The sequence below is a fragment of the Dysgonomonas sp. ZJ709 genome, from assembly GCF_011039195.1.
Taxonomy (GTDB): Bacteria; Bacteroidota; Bacteroidia; order Bacteroidales; family Dysgonomonadaceae; genus Dysgonomonas.
Genome location: NZ_JAAKEM010000010.1, coordinates 88,023 through 109,714 on the forward strand (window position 1 = coordinate 88,023; position 21,692 = coordinate 109,714).

The following is a 21,692-nucleotide window of genomic DNA, read 5'->3' on the forward strand; positions in this document are numbered from 1 at the left end:
ACATTACTTAACCTTAATAAATCTCTAGCCTATGGAATAATAATTAAAAAACGAAAACCGGCCAATCTTGGAGGAGCAGCCGGTCTTAACTTCAACAAAATTAGTACTTAACTCAAAATGACTACTGCGAATAGTCATCATTGGGTTTATAAACCAATTCATTTACAAATATATGAAAAACACCCGTATTAATAGTCTTTCTTTTAAGATAGGCTTAAAAAAAATGCCACTTCGTATGAGAATCATGCTTATTTTTTCATTTGTGTGTATTTTTCAGTTACAAGCAACTAATACCTACGCACAATCGGTAAAACTCTCTCTTTCAGTTGAAGAATCTACTCTACCTGAGATATTTAAAACTATTGAGCAAAAAAGTGAATACCTGTTTAATTATAAAGATAGTGATGTTGCAGGCTATAAAGCCAAAGTAAACATCAAATCGGGAATAATAGACGAGATACTCAGTCAGGTGTTGAAAAATACAGACCTTATTTATAGTGTCAACAACAGGCATATAACAATTTCTAAATCGGTAAAAGAGACTAATCAGTCACTTAAAATTACCGGAACAATTACAGATGAACAAGGAGAACCTCTTATTGGAGTAGCGATATCGGTGAAAGGACATAATACCGGAACAATGACCGATGTTAATGGAAATTTCGCTCTCGATATACCTGCCAGAGGTACCGTTCTCGAAATATCTTATATTGGTTATGTTAAACAAGAGATAAGTGTCTCCAACACAACCAATCTCGTAATAAAATTGAAAGAAGCATATCAAGATCTGGATGAAGTCATAGTAGTAGGATACGGTACTCAAAAGAAAGTTAATCTTACAGGTTCTATCGGAATTGTATCTACAAAAGACCTGACTATAAAGCCTGTTGGACAAACTTCTGCGGCATTACAAGGCCTTTTGCCCGGAGTAACAATTATTCAGAATTCAGGACAACCGGGGAATGACGGAGGAACAATAAGAATCAGAGGTGTAGGAACTCTTAACGATTCTAACCCAATGATATTGATAGATGGTGTAGAAGGTTCTATGAACAACATAGATCCTAATACCATAGAATCGATTTCGGTATTAAAAGATGCTGCATCAGCCTCTATCTATGGTTCGAGAGCCGCCAATGGAGTGATCTTGGTCACAACGAAACGAGGAACAGCCAGTCAATTTAAAGTCTCTTATAATAACTATTTCGGATGGCAGAAAGCCACTGATATGCCACAAATGGTAGATGCAATCGGCTATATGGAACTCTTGAATACTGCCTATAAGAATGAAGACAGAGATCCTCTCTATTCAACAGACCTGATAGATGCATACAGACAACAAAACGGAGTTAGTTCGGATGAATATCCGAATACTGACTGGCAAAAAGAAACATTGACCGGTTCGGGTTTTCAACAGAATCACTTTTTTAATATATCGGGAGGATCAGATAAGCTGAAAATGTTTACCTCTCTCGGATATTTCAATCAAGATGGATTGATAAAAAGAACAGGATTCGAACGCATATCACTGCGTAATAATATGGATTGGAATCTAACCTCCAAACTTAGCGTTAGATTGGATTTACAATTTATTAAAACGCAAACAACCACCCCATATACATCCCCTGTCGAAATATTTCAATGGATGAACGGAATTCCTGCAAATCAGATAGGTATTAACTCGAATGGTACATGGGGAGTAGGATGGAATGGTACGAATCCTATTTCGCATACGTATGATTCCGGTTCAAGAGCGGCAACATCACCTTGGGGGAGTGTCAATGCCACTGTTATATATAAACCGACAGAGTGGATTACAGCTGAGGTAAATGCTGCTCCAAAATACGTTGTAAGAGACGAGCATAACTTAAGAAAAGCAATACAAACATATCTGCCCGACGGAACGCCAAGTTATAAGAATCCGGCTAAAAGTGAATTGACAGATTCGCATTACACTGACATATACAATAACTATCGGGCAACAATTACAGCCGAAAAAAACATTGAAAACCATGATATTAAAGGAATGGTAGGTTATTCGCAAGAAAGTTATAAAACCTCCGGCTTTACGGCGTATAGAGATTCGGTTAACGTAAACTTCCCTGTGCTTAATACAGGAGGATCGGTTAATAAGAACAATGAAGGCACAGCTTCGGAATGGGCTTTACGATCTTTTTTCGGACGACTGAATTATAACTTTAAGCAAAAGTATTTATTTGAATTTAACTTGCGTTACGACGGTTCGTCACGTTTTGCTAAAGGAAACAAATATTCGTTATTCCCATCAGTATCAGGTGGATGGCGCATATCGGAAGAAGACTTTATGCAACAAACAAAAAATGTAATTGATGATGCAAAAATACGAGCATCGTGGGGACAATTAGGAAACCAGAATATCGGAACATATCCCTTTACTTCTCAGATAGTGTACGGTACAGGAGCCATGGATGGCAGTGTCAACAATACTTCGGCACTCAATTCTATGCCGAATGCCTTGATTAAATGGGAAACCACCGAGGCTTTCGGTGTAGGGATAGATTTAACTATGCTATCTAATAAGTTAACAATTACTGCTGATTATTATTCTCGCAAAACAAAAGACATCTTACTCCAATTAGATATCCCCTATATTATTGGATTAAATGCTCCATTCCAGAATGCAGGGATAGTTGATAACAAAGGCTGGGAATTGGGTATAGGTTATAGAAATAGCACAGGGGATTTTAATTATAATGTGAATTTCAACATTTCAGATGTGAAGAATAAAATCGTAGATCTGAAAGGTCAGGATGGAACAAACTATATTGCCAACCGTACAGGGTATGCGGTCAATTCCTTGTATGGATATGTAGCCGAAGGTTATTTCCAAAATGAAGATGAAATAAAAAACCACGCTACACAATTCGGTACTGTGAAACCGGGAGATATAAAATACAAAGACTTCAATGATGATGGTGTAATTAATGGAGAAGACAAACGTGTAATAGGAAGCACAGTACCACGCTACACATTTGGCCTTAACTTAGGTGCCGAATATAAGGGTTTCGATCTTTCCGCCCTCTTCCAAGGAGTGGGAAAAGCAGATGGCTACATCTATGGAGCCGGAATATGGGCTTTTGCTGTAACTGGGGCAGTAGGAGGAACAGCTCGGGAAGACAATAAAGACTATTGGACGGAAGACAACCGAAATGCCAGATTTCCGAGATTGACATTCAGTCAGACTAACAATACTCAACACTCATCTTTCTGGAAAAGAGATGCTAAGTATTTACGATTAAAAAACTTCCAGATAGGCTACACTTTACCTAAACAGGTGACTCGAAAAGCCAATATCGATCGGTTGAGAATTTTTGCAAACGGTACCAATCTTTTCTCTTTAGATAATTTCTTGTCGGGTTATAATGTCGAGATGCCTGTAGGCGACGGTTTCTATTATCCACAAGTAAGAGTCCTAAGTTTTGGTCTTGAATTAAACTTTTAAATCCTAAAATTCACAATCATGAAAAAATTATATATCACTTTTATTGCGGTTTGCTCAATAGTTCTATACTCATGTAGTGATTATCTTGATAAATACCCACTAGAAGGACCATCTTCTGAAACTTACCTGACGAACGAAACAGAACTTTTATCTGCTCTTAACGGCATATACAGTATGAATACATACGGAACAGCAGATGAGATGACTTTAGCTACTGCGCTCGATGCAGCTACCGATATAGGATATAACCGTAATGCCGGAGGTCTGCAACAATTGGGGAATGGTAATGCCGATACGAATAACGACTATGTAAATGGTGTATGGCTCAATGCTTATAAAGTTATCGGACGGTGCAACTATCTTCTCGACAATATGCATAAGGCTGAAGCTAATACTTCGCCGGACACCTATAAGGCTATCCGTGCCGAAGCCCGTTTCGTCAGAGCGTATACTTACCATTATCTGATAGAGTCGTTTGGTGGTGTTCCTTTAGTAACTACAATGCTTTCTTTAGATGAATCGTTAGTACCCCGTAGTTCGAAAGAAGATGTGCTTAACTTTATTATGGATGAACTGAAAGAGGCCGCCGCCGATTTGCCGGATGACTATAAAGGGACAGGTCGTGCTGCCAAAAGTGCTGCTTTGACTATTCGGGCTAGAGCAGCATTATATAATAGCAAATGGGATATTGCTGCACAAGATGCCGGAACTGTTATAGCTATGAAAACACACAGCCTGCATAATAATTTCGAAGACTTATTTAAGTATGCGGGGCAGGAATCCAACGAAATAATTTGGGCTCATCAATATTTGACGTCAGCAAAAAAAACAACATCTACTACTGCTAACCTGCTATCGCGAAATGGTAAAGGTTATTCCAATAAAGTACCTTCACAATCTCTTGTAGATGCTTATCAATGTACAGATGGGAAAGATATTGATAAATCGTTACTTTACGATCCGGAGAAACCATTCGAAAACCGTGACCCAAGATTAACCTATACAATTGCTGTTCCAGGTTCTGTATTCTTCGGTTATCAGTTCGAGACACATAAAGACAGTTTAAAATGTTGGAATTATAATGTTAATCCGGCTGTCAGAATAGACAATCAGGATGGAATCAATGCCTATGCATCGTTTACAGGATATTGCTGGAAAAAATACGTGGATATTTCCGATAAAGGCAACCCGAATGCGTCTCAATTGAATGCAACAATAATCCGTTATGCCGAAGTTTTGCTTATCTACGCTGAAGCAAAAATAGAAGCTAATCAAATAGACCAATCGGTCTACGATGCCCTAAATGAAGTGCGTCAACGTCCTACAGTAGATATGCCGGCCATCCCGACAGGGCTCTCTCAAACAGCATTACGGGCGATAGTCCGTAAAGAACGCCTTTACGAATTGGCAATGGAAGGATTCCGCTGGTATGATATTCGCAGATGGAAAATTGCCGAAAAAGTAATGAATGGCTCATTCTATGGGCGAATACCTCGTGGATTATTAAGTTCTGCACCTGTGATAGATGAGAATGGCGTGCCTAATTATAATTCTGTTGCTAATAAAGCCGAAATGCGCATAGTCGAACAACGTAAATTTAATAACACAAATAGCCGTGACTATTTGTGGCCAATACCCGAAAGAGAAAGGACTACCAATCCTAATTTAGAACAAAATCCGGGTTATTAAATATTTTTTACTGCTAAGTAATATTCTTGACTCCTGTAATTGCGTAAATATATGCAATTACAGGTAGTTGAGACAATTCAGTATTTATAAAAAAACAATTATGAAAAAACAAAATATAGACAAACTAAGTTCTTTGTTCATTGCACTTTTCATTTCAATATTATTATTTCCATCTTGCAAAGAATCCAGTAATATTAAAGTCAAAGAAGTAGATATCTGCATATACGGCGGAACTTCAGCCGGAGTTATAGCGGCATATACAGCAAAGAAGATGGGGAAAAGTGTATTATTAATTGAACCACGTAAAAATATTGGTGGTATGAGTTCCGGTGGCTTAGGCTATACAGACATTGGAAACAAATATGTTGTAACAGGACTTTCCCGTGACTTTTACCGCAGATTGGGAGCTCATTATGGAAAACTGGAACAGTGGATATTCGAACCAAGTGTGGCTGAAGAGATTTTTAACGATTACATAAAACGCGCGGATATAGAAGTATGGTATGAAAAGAGGCTGGCAGATGTATCCAAAGCAGATAATACAATCGACCGGATTGTTCTGGAAGATACATATAATCCCTCGGTTGAGAGCAATAGAACCGTAAAAGCCAAAGTTTTTATCGATTGTTCTTATGAAGGGGACTTGATGGCTAAATCTAAAGTTTCCTACTCAGTCGGACGGGAAGATAATAGTCTCTACAGTGAAACATATAACGGTGTTCAGTTACTGGATGGACATCAATTTGGCGTAGAGGTTGACCCATATGTAATTCCGGGCGATAAATCGAGTGGTCTTCTATGGGGTGTTAACGATACTCCCATTCAGCCGAATGGAACAGGTGATAAAAAGGTACAGGCATACAATTTTAGAATCGCATTGAGCAATAAAGAAGATAATATAATTCCCATAACAAAGCCTGACAATTATGATCCTAATAAGTATGAATTGTTGATTCGTATTAAGGAGAAAACACCATGGAAAGGTCTGAATGATGTATTCATTTGGAGCCTTATGCCGAATGGAAAAACAGATATAAATAACAGAGGTGCATTTTCTACCGATATGATCGGTGCCAACTGGAATTATCCGGAAGCCAGCTATGATGAACGGGATAAAATTTGGAAAGATCATGTAGATTATACCAAAGGTCTGCTATATTTCGTAGGACATGATGATAGAATACCACAAAATATACGGGCAGAAATGCAAAAATGGGGTTATCCTAAAGATGAATATGTAAATAACAGGCATTGGTCGCATCAGCTATATGTAAGGGAAGCACGCCGGATGGTCGGTGAAAAAGTGATGACACAACACCATTGCCAAGGTCGCGAAATATGTGATGATGCTGTCGGTTGGGCTGCTTATACAATGGATTCCCATAACTGTGATAGATTAATCGTTGACGGAGTAGTAAAAAATGAAGGAAATGTCGAAATAGGCGGTTTTGGTCCGTACCCTATTTCATATAAAGCTATCACTCCTAAATTGAGCGAAGCTAAAAATTTGCTTGTTCCTGTTTGTATGTCAGCGTCACATATTGCTTATGGCTCTATTCGTATGGAACCTGTATTTATGGTTTTAGCTCAATCATCTGCTGTTGCAGCATCTTTGGCCATTGACGAGTTTGATAATACGGTACAGAAGGTCAATGTTTCAAAATTACAACAGATACTTCTTTCAAATCCGTTAGCAGATAATAGTACTCCAGAGCTTCTTATAGATAATGACGACAAAGCATATACGGTTGTTGCAGGAGAATGGTCTCTCGCTAAACATGGAGGATATGGCCCTACTTTCTTCATAGACGATTCGAAAGGTAAAATTACTAAATCCGTAAAATACAATTTGAATATAGAAAAGAGTGGAAAATACCACGTGTATTTTTACTTTCCCAAAGTAAAAGGAATCACCGACCGGACATCTATCATTGTTTCAGGTAATGGCAAGTTAGTAGAGAATATTATAGAAACATCCGATATTGTTATCGAAGGGCAAACTTCGGGTGAATGGGCTTCTTTAGGTGAATATGATTTTGAAAAAGACTCTGATTCATATATAGAAATATCTAATAAAGAGGCAAATGGAGTAGTTGTTGCAGATGCTATATTGTTGATACCAATGTTTAAATAATCGACAATATTATAAATAAATAGAGATATACTTCTGTATTATACATTTTTCTATCAGGGGTTAAAACAATAAGATCGCTGTAAATTACACATTTACAGCGATCTTATTTCTTCTTTATTATTTGGCGGAGAGAATTTATTATAAGCAAATTAATCAAACATGTATCATTTGGGTATCACAGATTAAAGGATACGAAAGTTTTAACGATACAACAACCCACTATAACCGTAAAGCAAGACTTCTCTTCAACTGATCTAAAATTCGGGAAAGGCTCTCTAATTTATATCCATTTTAATTTTACACAAAAGCCTATCGTCGTGATGACAGGCACGGGCTTTATTACAGAAGTAATAAGAATGAGTTCCAAATATTTATTCGTATTTTTGGGAAATAATTAAGATACTATGCAATTAAATTAGCACCAACAATTAGGTAAAGCAGTATGGAAAATCATAAGAACCTAACCTTACTACCCGTCGAAGATAGCGATATTAAACAGATCGAAATCTGGCTTAACAAAGACCATGTTAAAAAGTGGTTTGAAATACCTGAACATAATGTCTATTTAAACGATTGGCTGGCTGAAGTTTCAAAGCGAAATGAGGAGTTCTCGTGGATTAACTACTTTATTGTGCAATTAGACGGGCAGCCCATCGGATTTGCTTTGTATTACGATTGCCGGGATGCTAAAGAGGAATGGTATGAGATAGAAGCCAAAGGCGAGATGTATAGTATAGACTATTTAATTGGCGAAACGTTCTATATCGGCAAAGGATATGGAAAGGAAATGATACGATTGTTAGCTGAAAAAATCAAACAAAACAGTACAGCAAAAAGTATCATAGTTCAGCCTGACAGTAAAAACCATTCATCGTGTGGAGTTCTCATATCAAACGGATTTATTTTTGATAAAGACAAAGACTATTATATATTACAGATTTGATGGTAAATAATCATATTTATTAAAAATAATATGGAATTAATCAAATGATGAAACAATTAATTGCCTGTTGCGGATTAGATTGCGAAAGCTGCGATGCCCGCATAGCCACTGTTGAAAATAACATTATTTACATTTTATGAATATCGAAGAATTTCGAGAGTATTGCCTCTCAATAAAGGGTTCTGAAGAATCGATTTCTTTACAGACTCGCAAAATACTGGTGTTTAAAGTGATGGAAAAGGTATTTGTCTATTTCACGCTGGAACCCGAAGACGGAATTTTCAAGGCATACCTTAAATGTAATCCCGAGAGGTCGGTTGAATTGCGTGAAAAATACAATGGAGTAAACCCCGACGACTTTAAAACCCTTTTGTGGAATTGGATTACGTTGGAAAGTGATGTACCTGATGAGTTGATTAAAGAGTTAATTCAGCATTCAGCAGATGAAGTGATAGAAAAACTTCCCAAAAAGAAACAGGAAGAATATTTCAATATTTAGTTATGGAAATCAGATATATTTCAGAAAATAAGAAACAATTTCTCGATTTATTACTTTTAGGTGATGAGTCGGAAGATATGATAGACCTTTACTTGGATAAAGGTGATATGTTTGCGTTGTATGATGATAATTTGAAAGCTGTTTGTTCGGTTACTCAAGAGAATAATACAACCTGCGAACTGAAAAATATTGCTGTATATGAGCAATTTCAAAGACAAGGCTACGGAGCTACTCTTATGCGTTATATTACCGACCACTACAAAGGAAAATATGAAACGATGATTCTGGGTACCGGTGACGTTCCATCGATTTTATCATTTTATAAGAAATGTGGATTTGAACCCTCTCATCGAATCAAAAATTTCTTTACAGACAATTACGATCATCCGATGTTTGAAGAAGGTGTTCAACTAATTGATATGGTCTATTTGAAAAAGAATTTGAAATAAAAAAATAAAGATATGAGATTAAACAATGTGCGACTATTAGTTAAAGATTATACAAAATGTTTTAAGTTTTATACAGAACAAATAGGTTTAGAACCTGCTTGGGGAGATGAAAATAGCGGATATGCAAGTTTTAAAGTTGCAGATGGCATTGAAGGCTTAGCCATATTTGTGTCGGATTGGATGGCAGAGGCAATTGGAAATGTAGATAAGCAAATCCCTGTCGATTGCCGTGAAAAGATGATGATCGTTTTAAATGTAGACAATGTGGATAAGGAATATCAAGCGCTAAAGCAACGTGGTATTGAATTCATCAATGAACCACATGATATGCCCGATTGGGGAGCGCGTGTTGTTCATCTGTATGATCCGGAAAATAATTTAATAGAACTATTTACTCCTTTATCGCAAGAAAATTGGTCTGAAGATCTTTTGAAAGAGAATGGAAAATTCTAGATCATCACAAGAAGTGTTTGATTATGTAGCTTCAAAAAGACAGTTATGCCTCGTACAGCATTACGTTATGCCATTGAGAAATGCCTTCCGATTTAAGAGCAGAAGCAATGGAAAAATAAACAAAAAAATTAACGGCTGAGTAATTACTGACATACTGTTGTCATTTGAAAGTGATACTTTTGTATTGCATTTAAAAAATTAAAAATTAGGAAAAAATGAAGAATGTGTATGTATTTCTTTTCGAAGGCTATTCAGATTGGGAAATAGCTTATTTAACTCCCGAAATAGCAAAAAACGAAGAGTTCAAGGTAAAAACTTTTAGTGTTGACGGGAATCCTGTCAGATCAGCAGGTTATTTACAAGTCATACCCGAATATTCGCTTAAAGACATAAAAACAGAAGATATCGACATCTTGATTCTTCCCGGAGGATTTCCTTGGGATGGCGAGTTGGACTATATTTTACCATTGGTAAAGCAATTGTCTGATAAACAAATAACTATTGCAGCAATCTGTGGAGCTACCATATTTTTAGCGAGAAAAGGGTTCTTGAACAATGTTAAACATACGAGCAACGATCTTCAATATTTGAAAATGGTCGCTCCGGAGTATACAGGTGAGCATCTTTATCAGCACGAAAAGGCTTATTCAGATAAGCATATCATAACTGCAAATGGGATTGCTCCTATCGAGTTTGCAAAAGAAATATTCGAGTCCATTTCTCTATATGATTCTACCCGAATCGAAAAATGGTATCAATTATTCAAAAATGGTATTTGGAGCGAATAGTGGAATCTCTGGCAAAAGAAGTTTATTAATTTTCAATAAAGAGACTCTAAGAATCACTTTAAATATCTAAAGGCAAGTGTTGATTTGAGATTTAATTGAAATAAAAAAAACGCACTCAAATAATGCATAAATATCCCTATTTTTCACTATTTGAGTGCAAATATATTGTAAATCACGGGAATCGTAAATTCAATCCCACTTAAATAGTTTCATACCTATAACTAAACAGATAAGGCCAAGAGCAGATAACATACAAGTCGGATAAATCATTTCCATCCATCCGGCTCCTTCATTAAAAATGCTTCGGACTCCATCGGTTAGCGCAGTCAAAGGGAGTAGCTTAATAACTCCGATGCTCCATTCGGGGAAATTATGGTAACTAAAGAAAATACCCGATAGCAACATCATGGGCATTTGTACAGCATTAATCAATCCTGTGCCGACCTCCGTTTTAGTAGTACGGGATGCAACCAAAATAGCGATTCCTGTAAAAGCAAGATTACCGGCCAGAAACAAAACAATCAAAGCTCCGATGTTTCCCTGTATATGAATATCGAATATTAGCCATGCAAAAAATAGTAAAATCAGAGACTCAACTACATTCATGAGAATGCGGACAAACATCAATGCAAATAGGAAATTCGATTTTTTCATCGGAGTTGCAACCATCCGCCTTAACAGTTTCTGAGATCTTCGTTCAATGATTGTATAACTAACTCCCCACATAATAGAACTCATCAACCCGAAAGCAATCAATCCCGGAATCAGGAAGTCGATGTAACGAACACCCATCAATGTCAATGGCTCTATATCCGTATTCTCAGTATTTATGCTTGTCTCAGGCGATTTTACCAATGCCGAAAGCTTCATGTATGCTAATTGAGATTGGGAGTTGAGCGGATCAAAATGATAAACGGCTTTTCCCAGCGAGTCTGTAACGATCACATCTGCTTCACCTCTCTTTAATGATATGATAGCTGAATTCCAATCGCTTTGTGAAAACTTAAATACAGTATTACCCAGTGTTTTGTCGCTGATTTTCCAATTTTGAATGTTTTCTTCTTTGCTTTCCGCATCTGTACCATAAACATTGAGAAGCGAATCTAGCTCTGTTTGATTTTTTTCAACAAGAACAATATTAAATTTTGATTCTGTTTGCTGTGTAAAAGCCAGTCCCAATCCGATGGAAATAAGTACCGGGAAAACCATACCCCAAAAAAGGACTTCCGGTTCACGGACTGTCATTAGGAATTGGGTTTTGAAGAGTTGATATAATTGATTGTTTTTGATTGATTCCATTATTGAAATAATTGAAAGTATACAAGTATTTATTAAAGTACTACATTTCCATTCTCACGAAGAGCTTTTCCTGTGAGATTGATGAATAATTCGTCGAGATTACGGGCCTTTTCGTCCAATAATTCAATCAGTTTCCCTTCCTTTAATATTTTCCCTTCATCAATAATGATGATACGGTCACAAAGCGATTCCGCTTCTTCCATATAATGGGTTGTCAGGATTAGAGTGGTTTCTCCTATGTCTTTTAATTCTTTCAGAATATTCCAAAGGTCGAGTCGCGAGTGTGGATCGAGTCCGGTAGTGGGTTCATCCAGAAAAAGAATTTGCGGAGTATTTAATAATGCTACACCTAAAGCAAGCCGTTGCCGCTGCCCTCCTGAAAGTGTTCCTACCATCGATTTTCGTTTACTTTCCAGCCCTGTCAATTCGATGATTTCATTTGCTCGTTTTTGACCAAGCCGGAAAAAACTGGCAAACAGGCATAAGGTTTCAAAAACAGTCAGCTTGTCGGAAAAACGTGTTTCTTGCAATGATAGACCAATAATTGACCGAAGTTCTTTTTCATTCTTTTGCCAATTTTTACCCTTCAACAGAATTTCTCCCGAATCCGGTTTTTTCAATCCTTCCATCATTTCAACCATTGTTGTCTTTCCCGCTCCATTAGGGCCAAGTAAAGCCACAAATTCTCCGGGAAGTATTGCGAAAGAAATACCTCTTACAGCATGTACATCCTTGAATGACTTATATACGTCTTTTACTTCTATCTGATGCATTATATATTTATTAACCCCATCAATTTATCATAGGGGTGATAAAAGTAATAACGAATTTTATGAATACAAAGTTTTGGTCTTTCTTAATATATATTTATTTGATTATAAAAATTTCAATAGAGATATTTAGATAAAAAGCATACGGAAAGAATTAGCACGATATAAAGTAAATATACTATGCTAAAATTCACCACCAAACAATTTATTGTGTAAGATGTAAGTATCTTATATGTAGCCCCCACCTATGTTACCACCTGTTATTGAAAGAATAATAATAACATATTATAATAAAAATCTCGCTACTTATTCCTCTACTATTTCAAAAACCACCGTTATCCTTCCAGCCCCAAGAGCACTTTCCAATCCCGAAGCATTATCAATAACTCCAATCCTGCTATAACTGTACGAGGTCGAGAAACTCTTATAGAACAATACCAACGTTCTCGAACCGAAAAGCATAATATCGCCGTTACGGATAGTTCCCGAACTGAATGCTGCTGTGGGCAAGCTGTTCGGAAGGTCGTAATACTTTTCGTTTCCGGCGTGTTCTGCCATATTTATCGTTATCGGAAGCATAGCCCTGAATGCTTTTGCCGTTTCATTATTTGCAAGAGTGGCTGAAAATGTTTCCGAGCCGACTTTTATCCTAAGTTTCATACCTTTATTTTCTGTCTGATTTCCTGTATTATCATCTCCACCATTGTTATCATTGTTGTCGCTGGTCTGCCCCGTTTCGGTAACTTTTGGCGTGATAGGTGGATCATCGGAAGTGCACGCCGAAACATTCATTGCCAATAATACGGTGAATGCTATTATCAATAATTTTTTCATGGTTTTTGATATTAGGTCTATCTTAAATGTTCCTTAAAGAAGGATCCCAGTTTATCGAATGGTATAACATTCAATCGGTCGTATAAATCCACATGAACAGCCTGAGGAATAATCATTAACTCTTTGGGTTCGCAAGCTGCTTTGTAAGCGTCTTCGCTGAAATAGCGAGAATGTGCATTCTCCCCTGCAATCAGTAACATAGGTCTTGGCGAGATTTCTTTGATGTAGGTTAGGATCGGCATATTCATAAACGATAACACATTGGTAACTGTCCACGAACCGTTTGAATTTATTGAGCGCGGATGAAAACCACGCTCCGTTTTATAATAATCGAAGTAATCTTTTACAAATTGAGGCTCATTGCCTTCAATTTTGTCAGGCAGCCCTTTGGGGGCTAAAGCCGGAGTTCCATTTTCTGCATCAGCCCATCGCTGTAAGCTTATTTGCTCTAATGTTTGGGTACGTTGCTCCAATGTCGTGGCATCGAAATAACCGTTGGCATTCACTCTCGACATATCGTACATACTTGTAGCTGCTACGGCTTTAATTCGTTTGTCGACAGCGGCAGCATTTAATGCAAAACCTCCGAAGCCGCAAATACCGATAATGCCTATTTTGTTTCGGTCAACACCCGCTTGTACTCCCAAATAATCGACTGCCGCACTGAAATCTTCGGTGTTTATGTCGGGCGATGCTATATGGCGAGGTTCACCTCCGCTCTCTCCCGTATAAGAGGGATCGAAAGCAAGCGTAATAAAACCACGCTCTGCCATATTCTGTGCATAAAGCCCCGAAGACTGCTCTTTTACTGCACCAAAAGGCCCACTTATGGCAAGAGCCGGTAAAGATTCATTACTCTTGTTTTTCGGAATATACAAATCGCCTGTAAGTGTAATTCCATAACGGTTTTTGAAAGTTACTTTCTGACGGGTAACCTTATCACTTAAATCAAACGTATAATGTTCTTTTTGCTCTGTATGATTCATATTTTCTGAATTTTGATTGTTCGTTTTTTGATTTCGGCTATATGATTGTCCTAAAAACATCAGGGTTACTACTGCAAGGATTGATAGTCTCTTCATTTTATTCAATGTATTTAATGATTTTTGCAGGAATACCGCCTACAATTGTGTTATCGGGTACATCTTTTGATACTACCGCACCTGCCGACACGATAGCGTTTTCGCCAATGGTTACGCCTTGAAGGATAGTTGCTCCTGCCCCAATCCAAGCGTTCTTTTTGATATGAATGGATTTAGGTACAAGCGAATGCCTGTTTTCTGGCGAAACAGGGTGCCCCTCGGATAAGATACTGACATTAGGAGCTATCAGCACGTTATCTTCGATGGTGATACCGCCCAAATCAAGGAAAGTGCAGTTGAAGTTGATAAATACGTTTTTACCGATTTTGGTATGCTTTCCGTAATTGATGTAAAACGGTGTAAATACAGCGACACTTTCGTCAATTATGCTATCTGTAATTCGGCTTAATAAATTTCTGATCTCAGCAGAATCGAAAGAGCTATTCATTTGCAAGAGTAGTTCTTTTGTGGCATAAGAAGCCTCCCGCATTTTATAGGCTTGCGGGTCGTCGCACGGTATAGTTTCTCCGTTTTTCAGCCGCTCAAAAATATCTGCTTTATCCATCTTTGTGTTTTTTAATACAAAGATCGTGATTTATCAGCCTTTACGGTTAACGATTTTCAAACCGATGATTAAGAAATTCAAACTATCGATTCCCTGAGAGATTTTGGATTTGTTCCCGTATGTTTCTTAAAGAAGTTGTTGAAGTAGGTCGGATATTCAAATCCGAGAGCGAAGGCGATTTCCGATATATTCCAATCGGTATGCTGTAGTAATGCTCTTGCTTCTGCAATAATCCGTTCCGTAATATGTGTGGTGGTCGATTTGCCTGTGATTTCTTTTATGGCACGATTTAAATAGTTGGTGTGAATATTCAGGGTTTGTGCATAATCCTGTGCTGTCCTCAGTTGCAATGGGTGGTCGAAAGTCTCGATCGGGAATTGCCTTTCCAGCAATTCAAGAAATACAGATGTAATGCGTGCAGTCGCTTTTTTGGCTTGGTGATAATGTTCTGTCGGTTGCAGTTTTAATGCTTGGTGAATGATCAGGCTAATGTAGTTCCGAATGAGTTCATCCTTAAAAGTATAGTCATTTTCCTGCTCTTCAATCATTTTCTGAAAAAGTGTATTCAGAAACAGCCTTTGATGCTCTGATATCTCTAAAACAGGAGTTCCGTCAATTTTGAAGAACGGCGATTGAAGGAGGCTCTCCGAGCGTTCAGATTGTTTCAGAAATTCTTCAGAAAAAAGGCAGGTATACCCAACGTATGTAGTTGATATTGTTTCCCACGAATAAGGGATATGCGGGTTGCCAAAGAACAGAATTGTACCTTCCTGCTCAAAGCTTCTGTCGGCATAGTGGATAATGCTCTTGCCGGTAGTAAGACAAATCTTGTAGAAATCTTTACGACTATAAATGCGTGTGGCATTACTGTCGTCATCAATCTGAAATGCCTTGAAGCCTTTTAGCTTGAGTTCATTGTTAAACTCCGAAATGATACGTTTTGCTTTCATAGTGTAAAGATATGAAATTCAAACTTATTGTATTTAAGTTTTTTTGTGTTTTTAGAGTGAAAGGGCTCATTATGTTCGCGAAAAACCTCAAGTAAAGTGTATCTCTCAGGCTTGTCTCTACCTAAGAAGCGGCTAACCACAGCTTCAGCAGTAATGTGTTCAATGCCGTCTTGTTCTAAATCCCGATGAATCCTGATAAATTCCGCACGAATTGAATCAAGATACATATTTAATTCATTTGTCAGGAGAGAACGCTCATAGGCTTTGCCTTTGGCGGTATCCCATAGCTTCGGGTTGATAGTATTCTTTGCTGTCGTATCGGTTCGGATTCCGTCTACGGTGACTCTAACAACTATTGCAGCTCCTCCATATACTGAATATTGCTACCATTATCTTGCTATATACAAATAATTTAACCTTCTATATCTATGGCTAAATGGATATGGCCTGCAAGCACTTTAGATATCCATAATCAAAAGAAACTAAATATCAAATTTTTATAAGGCTTTGCTTTTTATACTATTGGTTGATGAATCGTGAAATGAAACATTTATAGCACCGCTCTTATTCAAACCCCTTATTAACTCATACATGAATAAAAAATATACTGGAGGGGAAAAAAAAGAACGACTTCCTAATTCATTCAATCCAGGCAGAAATTTCTCATCCAAAATAGAATAAAATTCATTATCTGCCCCTATCAAAGAGAATAGGTATTCAACGATTTCATGTTGGATTTGATTGGTCCCTATTGTGGAATCTTCTGAAAAGAGAATACTTGTTTGTGTTTTAGAAGTCCTGTACAACGTTAATACTATGGGAATATTTGCTATTTTACCTATTTTGATTAAATCTGACCAGAATTTAAAATCTGCAGCAAAAGAATAGCCATATTCATATTTAACCTTATCTATACCTAGAACATCTCTTCTAATAAAACCTGTTGGGTTAAGCATCGGACTTCGTTTTATCATCTCTTTTAGGATTTCATCGTGCTCCAAAGGTGCCTCAATAAGTTTTGAATACATGCCAAACGAATGCATATAGCCTCCACAAGCGACAATATCTAGATTAGATTCCAAATAATCATATTGAATCTGTAATCTATAAGGCATCATCAAATCATCATGATCTAATAAAGCAATATATTTACCTTTTGCCAGTTGAAGTCCATGATTAAGGGTTTTTATAAAATCATGCGAACAAGCAATATATTTTACTCGAGAATCATCATAAGATTTTATTATCTCAGCACTAGAATCGATTGAAGAGTCATCCAATACTAAAATTTCAAAATGTGTAAATGTTTGATACAATACACTATCAATAGTATTTTTTATAAAACTTTCAGCATTATACATAGGTATTAGTACCGTTATCAATGGATTATCATGAGATTCTATTTTCATATTTATTAGAGTCTAACTATATAATATTTACACGAACCAGTCTTTTGTTATGTCCATGTGTTAAAAAAATAATGCACTGCAAAAGCCTTCTTTAATTTGCCTTCTAAATTTGTAATGTTTATATTATTAAATAAATCAATAGTATCTTGTCGTGTGAATGGAGATATATATTCTGCAGGTATGGCATGTACATTATGCTCTTTACCAAACGTTTCATATAATTTCGTCAACATTAAAGGGCCAGTCGTGTCTAATATTTCTAAATTACGATGAGTATATGGCATAGTATTTTTTTCTTGAAAAACTTTAATTACAACTTTTTTCATAAAAGAATGATTTGCCTCTGACATCATTATTGCATTATTTATAAGAGTTGATACTCCAAGAGCAATCGCATGCTCTTTTGGCTCTAAAGAAAAGCAACAAGTTTTATCTTTTAAAAGATTATTCATTGGTTTTAAACATTCAGTATCGAAATCTGCATAAATTCCTCCTATCTCATTTAGAATTAAATAACGAATGCTATCCCAACGTTGAATATTATACTTAAAACTATTATAAGTGTTCCAATATTGAGGATAGATTTTTTGAATAAAATCATTCATTTTATTATTATCCCATAGAACATACTCCCATGTCGGATGATTTGCTTTCCATGTTTCCCCTAGCATTCTGAAGTGCTCAGGAAGAGGTTCTTCTACTCCAGACCAAATTTGGTGAATAATTTTAGGTATACTTTGTTTCATCATTATGTAATATTAAGATTAATAATAAATTTAAATTTTAATCATAGGTCATTCATCCCCTCTTTCCAAGTTTTCCGAAGTGGCATAAAAAAACGTTCCAACAAAGAGATATCTTTGGTTATAATATCTGCCTGTGCTTGCATTTCTGGTAAGTAAGGCAATACCTTGTTGTAGGTCGTTGTTATCCCTTCAGGTAATTCTATCTCTACAGTATAATAGTTTTCTCCTTGATTGTCTTTTGTGGGAACCATTGATATATTCTTTACCCTGCCTTTGATAATACCATACTCATTATCCGGAAAGTTTGTGAATCTGATATTCACTTTTTGCCCTGTCTTAACTTTACCAGATCGTGCTAAAGGCATTTGTGCCTTACCGATGATTTCCCCGTTGTTATTGGGTACGATTGTGAACACACACTCCCCAATCGTTACATTTTGATTTTTTACCCAATAGGTTGTAAATGTTACTTGACCGTCTATCGGAGCAATAAAGACATAGTTTTGCTCCCATGTCTGCATTTCGGTTAACAATTGAGCTATATATGTTTTTAATTGCGTTTCCAGGGTGTTTTTTTTATCTTGATATTGATATTCAGTGTCAAGCAGATTTTCCCGCATTTGTGTGATCTGAATCTCCGTGTTTTGCAAAGTAGAATGCATATCCTCCAAAGACAAAAATCCCTGCAAATATTTATTTCTGGTAGATTCCAGTTCTTCGTGCGAAACGACTCCTCTTTTATTCAGCAAGGAATCACGGTGATACTGACTCTTAATCAAAGTGAGTTGCTCATTTACTATATCTTGCTGCTGTTTTAGATTGTTATAATAATTATCATATTGACTTATCCTTTGGTGCATAAAGTCTATTTTCTTCGTATAATATTGGAGGCGTTTAAATTCATGATAATCGAATAGGGTTATATAAAATAACGAGTATAGAGATTGTATATTTCCCAATTTCAGGTCCTTGGCGGGCATCGTTAAGATTGTGTCTATTTCCTGGCTATATTGTTCAATGTATTTTTTAAGAATCATGATATCTTCTGTTTTAGCTGGATTTTCAATAATAGCTAGGTAGTCTCCTGATCTGACTTGCTGTTTATCATATATACTTACTTCCTGTAATTTGCCGGAAGTCTTTGCAATAAGAGATGCTGGTGGAATACTCCCGGTTAATGTCATTGAGGTAGTGATTGTATCAGGATACTTGAATATGGCACTTCCTATTAAAAGGATAAATACTATGATAGCTATCAAAATTATTCCCTTGCGTAATATCCAAGGGGGTACACTACCAAGCACTTCTTGAAACTCTTCGCTTCTGAGCTCAATATCTTCATCTATTTTTTTTTTCACTTGTGTCATATAAATTATGTTCCCAATTCTAATTGATTCTTAACTAATGTATAATAGGCTCCCTTTTTATTGGTCAACTCTTTATGTGTTCCTTCTTCTATTATTTTCCCTTTATCCATTACTACTATGTTGTCGGCATGCTGAACCGTACTTAGCCTGTGAGCCACGATTACAACTGTTTTCCCTTTATAGAATTCATTTAAATTATCTAGTATTGTCCTCTCATTGTTAGCATCCAATGCATTCGTTGCCTCATCGAAAAACAAGAGGTCAGGATTTTTGTATACAGCCCGGGCAATCAAAAGTCGTTGCCGTTGTCCCTGACTGATTCCATTGCCTTCCATACCTATTTTTGTATTGTATTTTAGTGGTAAGGATTCGATGAATTCTTTTATATTAGCTATTTCGACAGCTTGAAGCAACTTTTTTTTATCAACAATATCTTCCCCTACAGCAATATTATTGGCAATGGTATCAGAAAAAATAAAGCCATCTTGCATTACTGCTCCGGATTTTTGCCGCCATAAGTGCGGATTAATATCCTCTATAGACACTTCATTTATTTTTATTTTCCCTTTATTCGGGATATAAAAAGCAAGTAGCAATTTTATTAAGGTTGTTTTACCACTTCCACTAGCACCAACAATGGCTGTTATTTTATTTTCCGGGATAGCTAGATTTATGCCATTTAACACATAATCCCTGTCGGCCCCATCATAGCTAAAGTAAATATCCTCGATTTGGATAGATTTATTCAAAGGTATTTCATTTGTTTTGTATCCTATGGATTGTTCTTCATCTTCTTTGTTATGGATTTCATTCAATCGTTCAAGGCTTATTTTGGCATCCTGAGCGGCCTGAACGAAATTAATAACTTGTCCGATTGGTCCCGATAGTTGGCCAATAATATAACTGACTGACATCATCATACCGAGTGTCATATCACCCTCAATAACAGCACGAGCAGCTATAAAAGATACAAAAAGAGATGTTGTTTGGCTAAAGAAAACCGATCCCATCTGTTGGTATTGTCCCAAAGCCATCCCTTTTATGCTGATCTTGAAGAGTTTGATCTGTATACGTTCCCATTTCCAGCGTTGTTGTTTTTCACAATTATTGAGTTTTATTTCCTGCATACCCGTAACTATCTGTACTAAGTTACTTTGTTCTGCAGAAGCTTCGGTAAATCGCGCCATATCTAATTTTCGGCGGTAGCGCATGAACATGAGTATCCATGTAACATAGAGGGCATTTCCTAAAACAAATACACCTAAAATTGTTAAATTGTAGTAAGCTAAAACTATAGCAAATATTATAAAGTTGGCAAAAGAAAATAAAGTTGTTAAGGTTGATCCAGTGAGAAATGATTTTATACGGTCGTTATCTCCTATCCGTTGCATGATGTCTCCGACATTTTTTGTGTCAAAAAAACGGAGGGGAAGTTTCATCAATTTAGATAAAAAATCTGAAATCAGGGATATACTGATTCGACTGTTTACATGTAAGGTAATCCAGTTACGAATAAATTCTACAGTAAGTTGTGTTATAAAGAGTACTAGCTGAGCAATCAATATAAGTGTAATAAAACTTAAGTTGTTATAGCCAATTCCCTGATCGACTACTGCTTGTGTAAGAAAAGGAAATATTAAAGCTAAAATGCTTCCAATAAACATCCCGACTATCAATTGTACAATTTGTGATTTATAGGGAGTCAGGTAGCGGAAGAAATAACTGATAGTTTTATTATTTCTGCCTTGAGTTTCTTCCATGTTATAGAAATCTGGCGTGGGACTTATTAATAATGCTGTACCCATATCTTCTCCCTGTGACTTGGTACTTACCCAACATTTGAGGAAAGCATCCTTATTCATTGTGTATTTTTCGCCAACAGGGTCGGATATTTTTATATCATAATTTCCATTTCGCTTCTTCTTAATATCGTAACATACAACAAAATGATTTTGGTTCCAGTGTAAAATACATGGAAATGGCTTTTCTTTGACTAACTGGTCGAACGTAATTTTAATGCCACTTGTTCTAAACCCTATGCTTTCGGCTGCGTCACTTATTCCTAACATAGAAACGCCATCACGAGTAATGAAACTCTTCTCACGTAATTCTTGTATATTGTAAGTACTACGACCATAGTATTTAGCAATCATGCGCAGACATGTTGGACCACAGTCCATAGAATCTAGCTGTTTATAAGAAGGGAATGATTTCATATATAAATAAAGAGTGAT

The 21,692-nt window shown here is 36.6% G+C and carries 19 protein-coding genes; 8 read left to right on the forward strand and 11 right to left on the reverse strand.

Annotated features, from left to right (window positions below; genetic code table 11):
• Positions 1-172 precede the first annotated feature (172 nt).
• The 8 genes from G7Y56_RS08970 to G7Y56_RS09005 all read left to right on the forward strand — a co-directional run bounded on the left by G7Y56_RS08970 (position 173) and on the right by G7Y56_RS09005 (position 10,436).
• Positions 173-3,481 carry a TonB-dependent receptor gene (locus tag G7Y56_RS08970; protein WP_165042790.1) on the forward strand — a complete coding sequence of 1,103 codons (3,309 nt, stop codon included), beginning with the start codon at positions 173-175 and terminating at the stop codon, positions 3,479-3,481.
• Between the two features lie 18 nt (positions 3,482-3,499).
• Positions 3,500-5,170: a RagB/SusD family nutrient uptake outer membrane protein gene (locus G7Y56_RS08975; RefSeq protein ID WP_165042792.1), complete on the forward strand. Its 1,671-nt coding sequence runs from the start codon at positions 3,500-3,502 to the stop codon at positions 5,168-5,170.
• 100 nt (positions 5,171-5,270) lie between these two features.
• Complete coding sequence (locus G7Y56_RS08980; RefSeq protein ID WP_165042794.1) at positions 5,271-7,304, forward strand: FAD-dependent oxidoreductase; 2,034 nt, start codon at positions 5,271-5,273, stop codon at positions 7,302-7,304.
• 442 nt (positions 7,305-7,746) lie between these two features.
• Positions 7,747-8,247, forward strand: a complete 501-nt coding sequence (locus tag G7Y56_RS08985) for a GNAT family N-acetyltransferase (protein ID WP_165042795.1) — start codon at positions 7,747-7,749, stop codon at positions 8,245-8,247.
• Positions 8,248-8,383: 136 nt separating this feature from the next.
• Positions 8,384-8,746: an MmcQ/YjbR family DNA-binding protein gene (locus G7Y56_RS08990; RefSeq protein ID WP_165042797.1), complete on the forward strand. Its 363-nt coding sequence runs from the start codon at positions 8,384-8,386 to the stop codon at positions 8,744-8,746.
• A gap of 2 nt (positions 8,747-8,748) precedes the next feature.
• Positions 8,749-9,195, forward strand: a complete 447-nt coding sequence (locus G7Y56_RS08995) for a GNAT family N-acetyltransferase (protein ID WP_165042799.1) — start codon at positions 8,749-8,751, stop codon at positions 9,193-9,195.
• Between the two features lie 12 nt (positions 9,196-9,207).
• The gene (locus G7Y56_RS09000) at positions 9,208-9,648 is read left to right on the forward strand and encodes a VOC family protein (protein WP_165042801.1); all 441 of its coding nucleotides are present in this window, start codon (positions 9,208-9,210) and stop codon (positions 9,646-9,648) included.
• A 215-nt stretch (positions 9,649-9,863) separates the two neighbouring features.
• The gene (locus G7Y56_RS09005) at positions 9,864-10,436 is read left to right on the forward strand and encodes a type 1 glutamine amidotransferase family protein (RefSeq protein ID WP_165042803.1); all 573 of its coding nucleotides are present in this window, start codon (positions 9,864-9,866) and stop codon (positions 10,434-10,436) included.
• Between the two features lie 189 nt (positions 10,437-10,625).
• On the opposite strand, the gene G7Y56_RS09010 is transcribed toward G7Y56_RS09005, so the two are convergent.
• The 11 genes from G7Y56_RS09010 to G7Y56_RS09060 all read right to left on the reverse strand — a co-directional run bounded on the left by G7Y56_RS09010 (position 10,626) and on the right by G7Y56_RS09060 (position 21,674).
• Positions 10,626-11,735 carry an ABC transporter permease gene (locus G7Y56_RS09010; RefSeq protein ID WP_255498697.1) on the reverse strand — a complete coding sequence of 370 codons (1,110 nt, stop codon included), beginning with the start codon at positions 11,733-11,735 and terminating at the stop codon, positions 10,626-10,628.
• A gap of 32 nt (positions 11,736-11,767) precedes the next feature.
• Positions 11,768-12,508, reverse strand: coding sequence for an ABC transporter ATP-binding protein (locus G7Y56_RS09015; protein ID WP_165042805.1), 741 nt, complete (start codon positions 12,506-12,508; stop codon positions 11,768-11,770).
• A gap of 303 nt (positions 12,509-12,811) precedes the next feature.
• The gene (locus tag G7Y56_RS09020) at positions 12,812-13,339 is read right to left on the reverse strand and encodes a cyclophilin-like fold protein (protein ID WP_165042807.1); all 528 of its coding nucleotides are present in this window, start codon (positions 13,337-13,339) and stop codon (positions 12,812-12,814) included.
• A gap of 17 nt (positions 13,340-13,356) precedes the next feature.
• Complete coding sequence (locus G7Y56_RS09025) at positions 13,357-14,421, reverse strand: alpha/beta hydrolase (RefSeq protein WP_165042809.1); 1,065 nt, start codon at positions 14,419-14,421, stop codon at positions 13,357-13,359.
• Between the two features lies 1 nt (position 14,422).
• The gene (locus G7Y56_RS09030; protein WP_165042811.1) at positions 14,423-14,986 is read right to left on the reverse strand and encodes a sugar O-acetyltransferase; all 564 of its coding nucleotides are present in this window, start codon (positions 14,984-14,986) and stop codon (positions 14,423-14,425) included.
• Between the two features lie 77 nt (positions 14,987-15,063).
• Entirely contained in the window at positions 15,064-15,936 is an 873-nt protein-coding gene (locus tag G7Y56_RS09035; protein ID WP_165042813.1) for an AraC family transcriptional regulator, read from the reverse strand.
• Positions 15,933-16,292 (reverse strand): Arm DNA-binding domain-containing protein, encoded by a 360-nt coding sequence (locus G7Y56_RS18855; RefSeq protein WP_165042872.1) that lies wholly within the window; start codon positions 16,290-16,292, stop codon positions 15,933-15,935. The genes G7Y56_RS09035 and G7Y56_RS18855 overlap by 4 nt, the downstream gene beginning before the upstream one ends.
• 141 nt (positions 16,293-16,433) lie before the next feature.
• Positions 16,434-17,345, reverse strand: coding sequence for a glycosyltransferase family 2 protein (locus tag G7Y56_RS09045; protein ID WP_165042816.1), 912 nt, complete (start codon positions 17,343-17,345; stop codon positions 16,434-16,436).
• Between the two features lie 47 nt (positions 17,346-17,392).
• Complete coding sequence (locus G7Y56_RS09050; protein ID WP_165042818.1) at positions 17,393-18,091, reverse strand: glycosyltransferase family 32 protein; 699 nt, start codon at positions 18,089-18,091, stop codon at positions 17,393-17,395.
• 41 nt (positions 18,092-18,132) lie between these two features.
• The gene (locus G7Y56_RS09055; protein ID WP_255498698.1) at positions 18,133-19,449 is read right to left on the reverse strand and encodes an HlyD family secretion protein; all 1,317 of its coding nucleotides are present in this window, start codon (positions 19,447-19,449) and stop codon (positions 18,133-18,135) included.
• 14 nt (positions 19,450-19,463) lie between these two features.
• Entirely contained in the window at positions 19,464-21,674 is a 2,211-nt protein-coding gene (locus G7Y56_RS09060; RefSeq protein WP_165042822.1) for a peptidase domain-containing ABC transporter, read from the reverse strand.
• Positions 21,675-21,692: the final 18 nt, after the last annotated feature.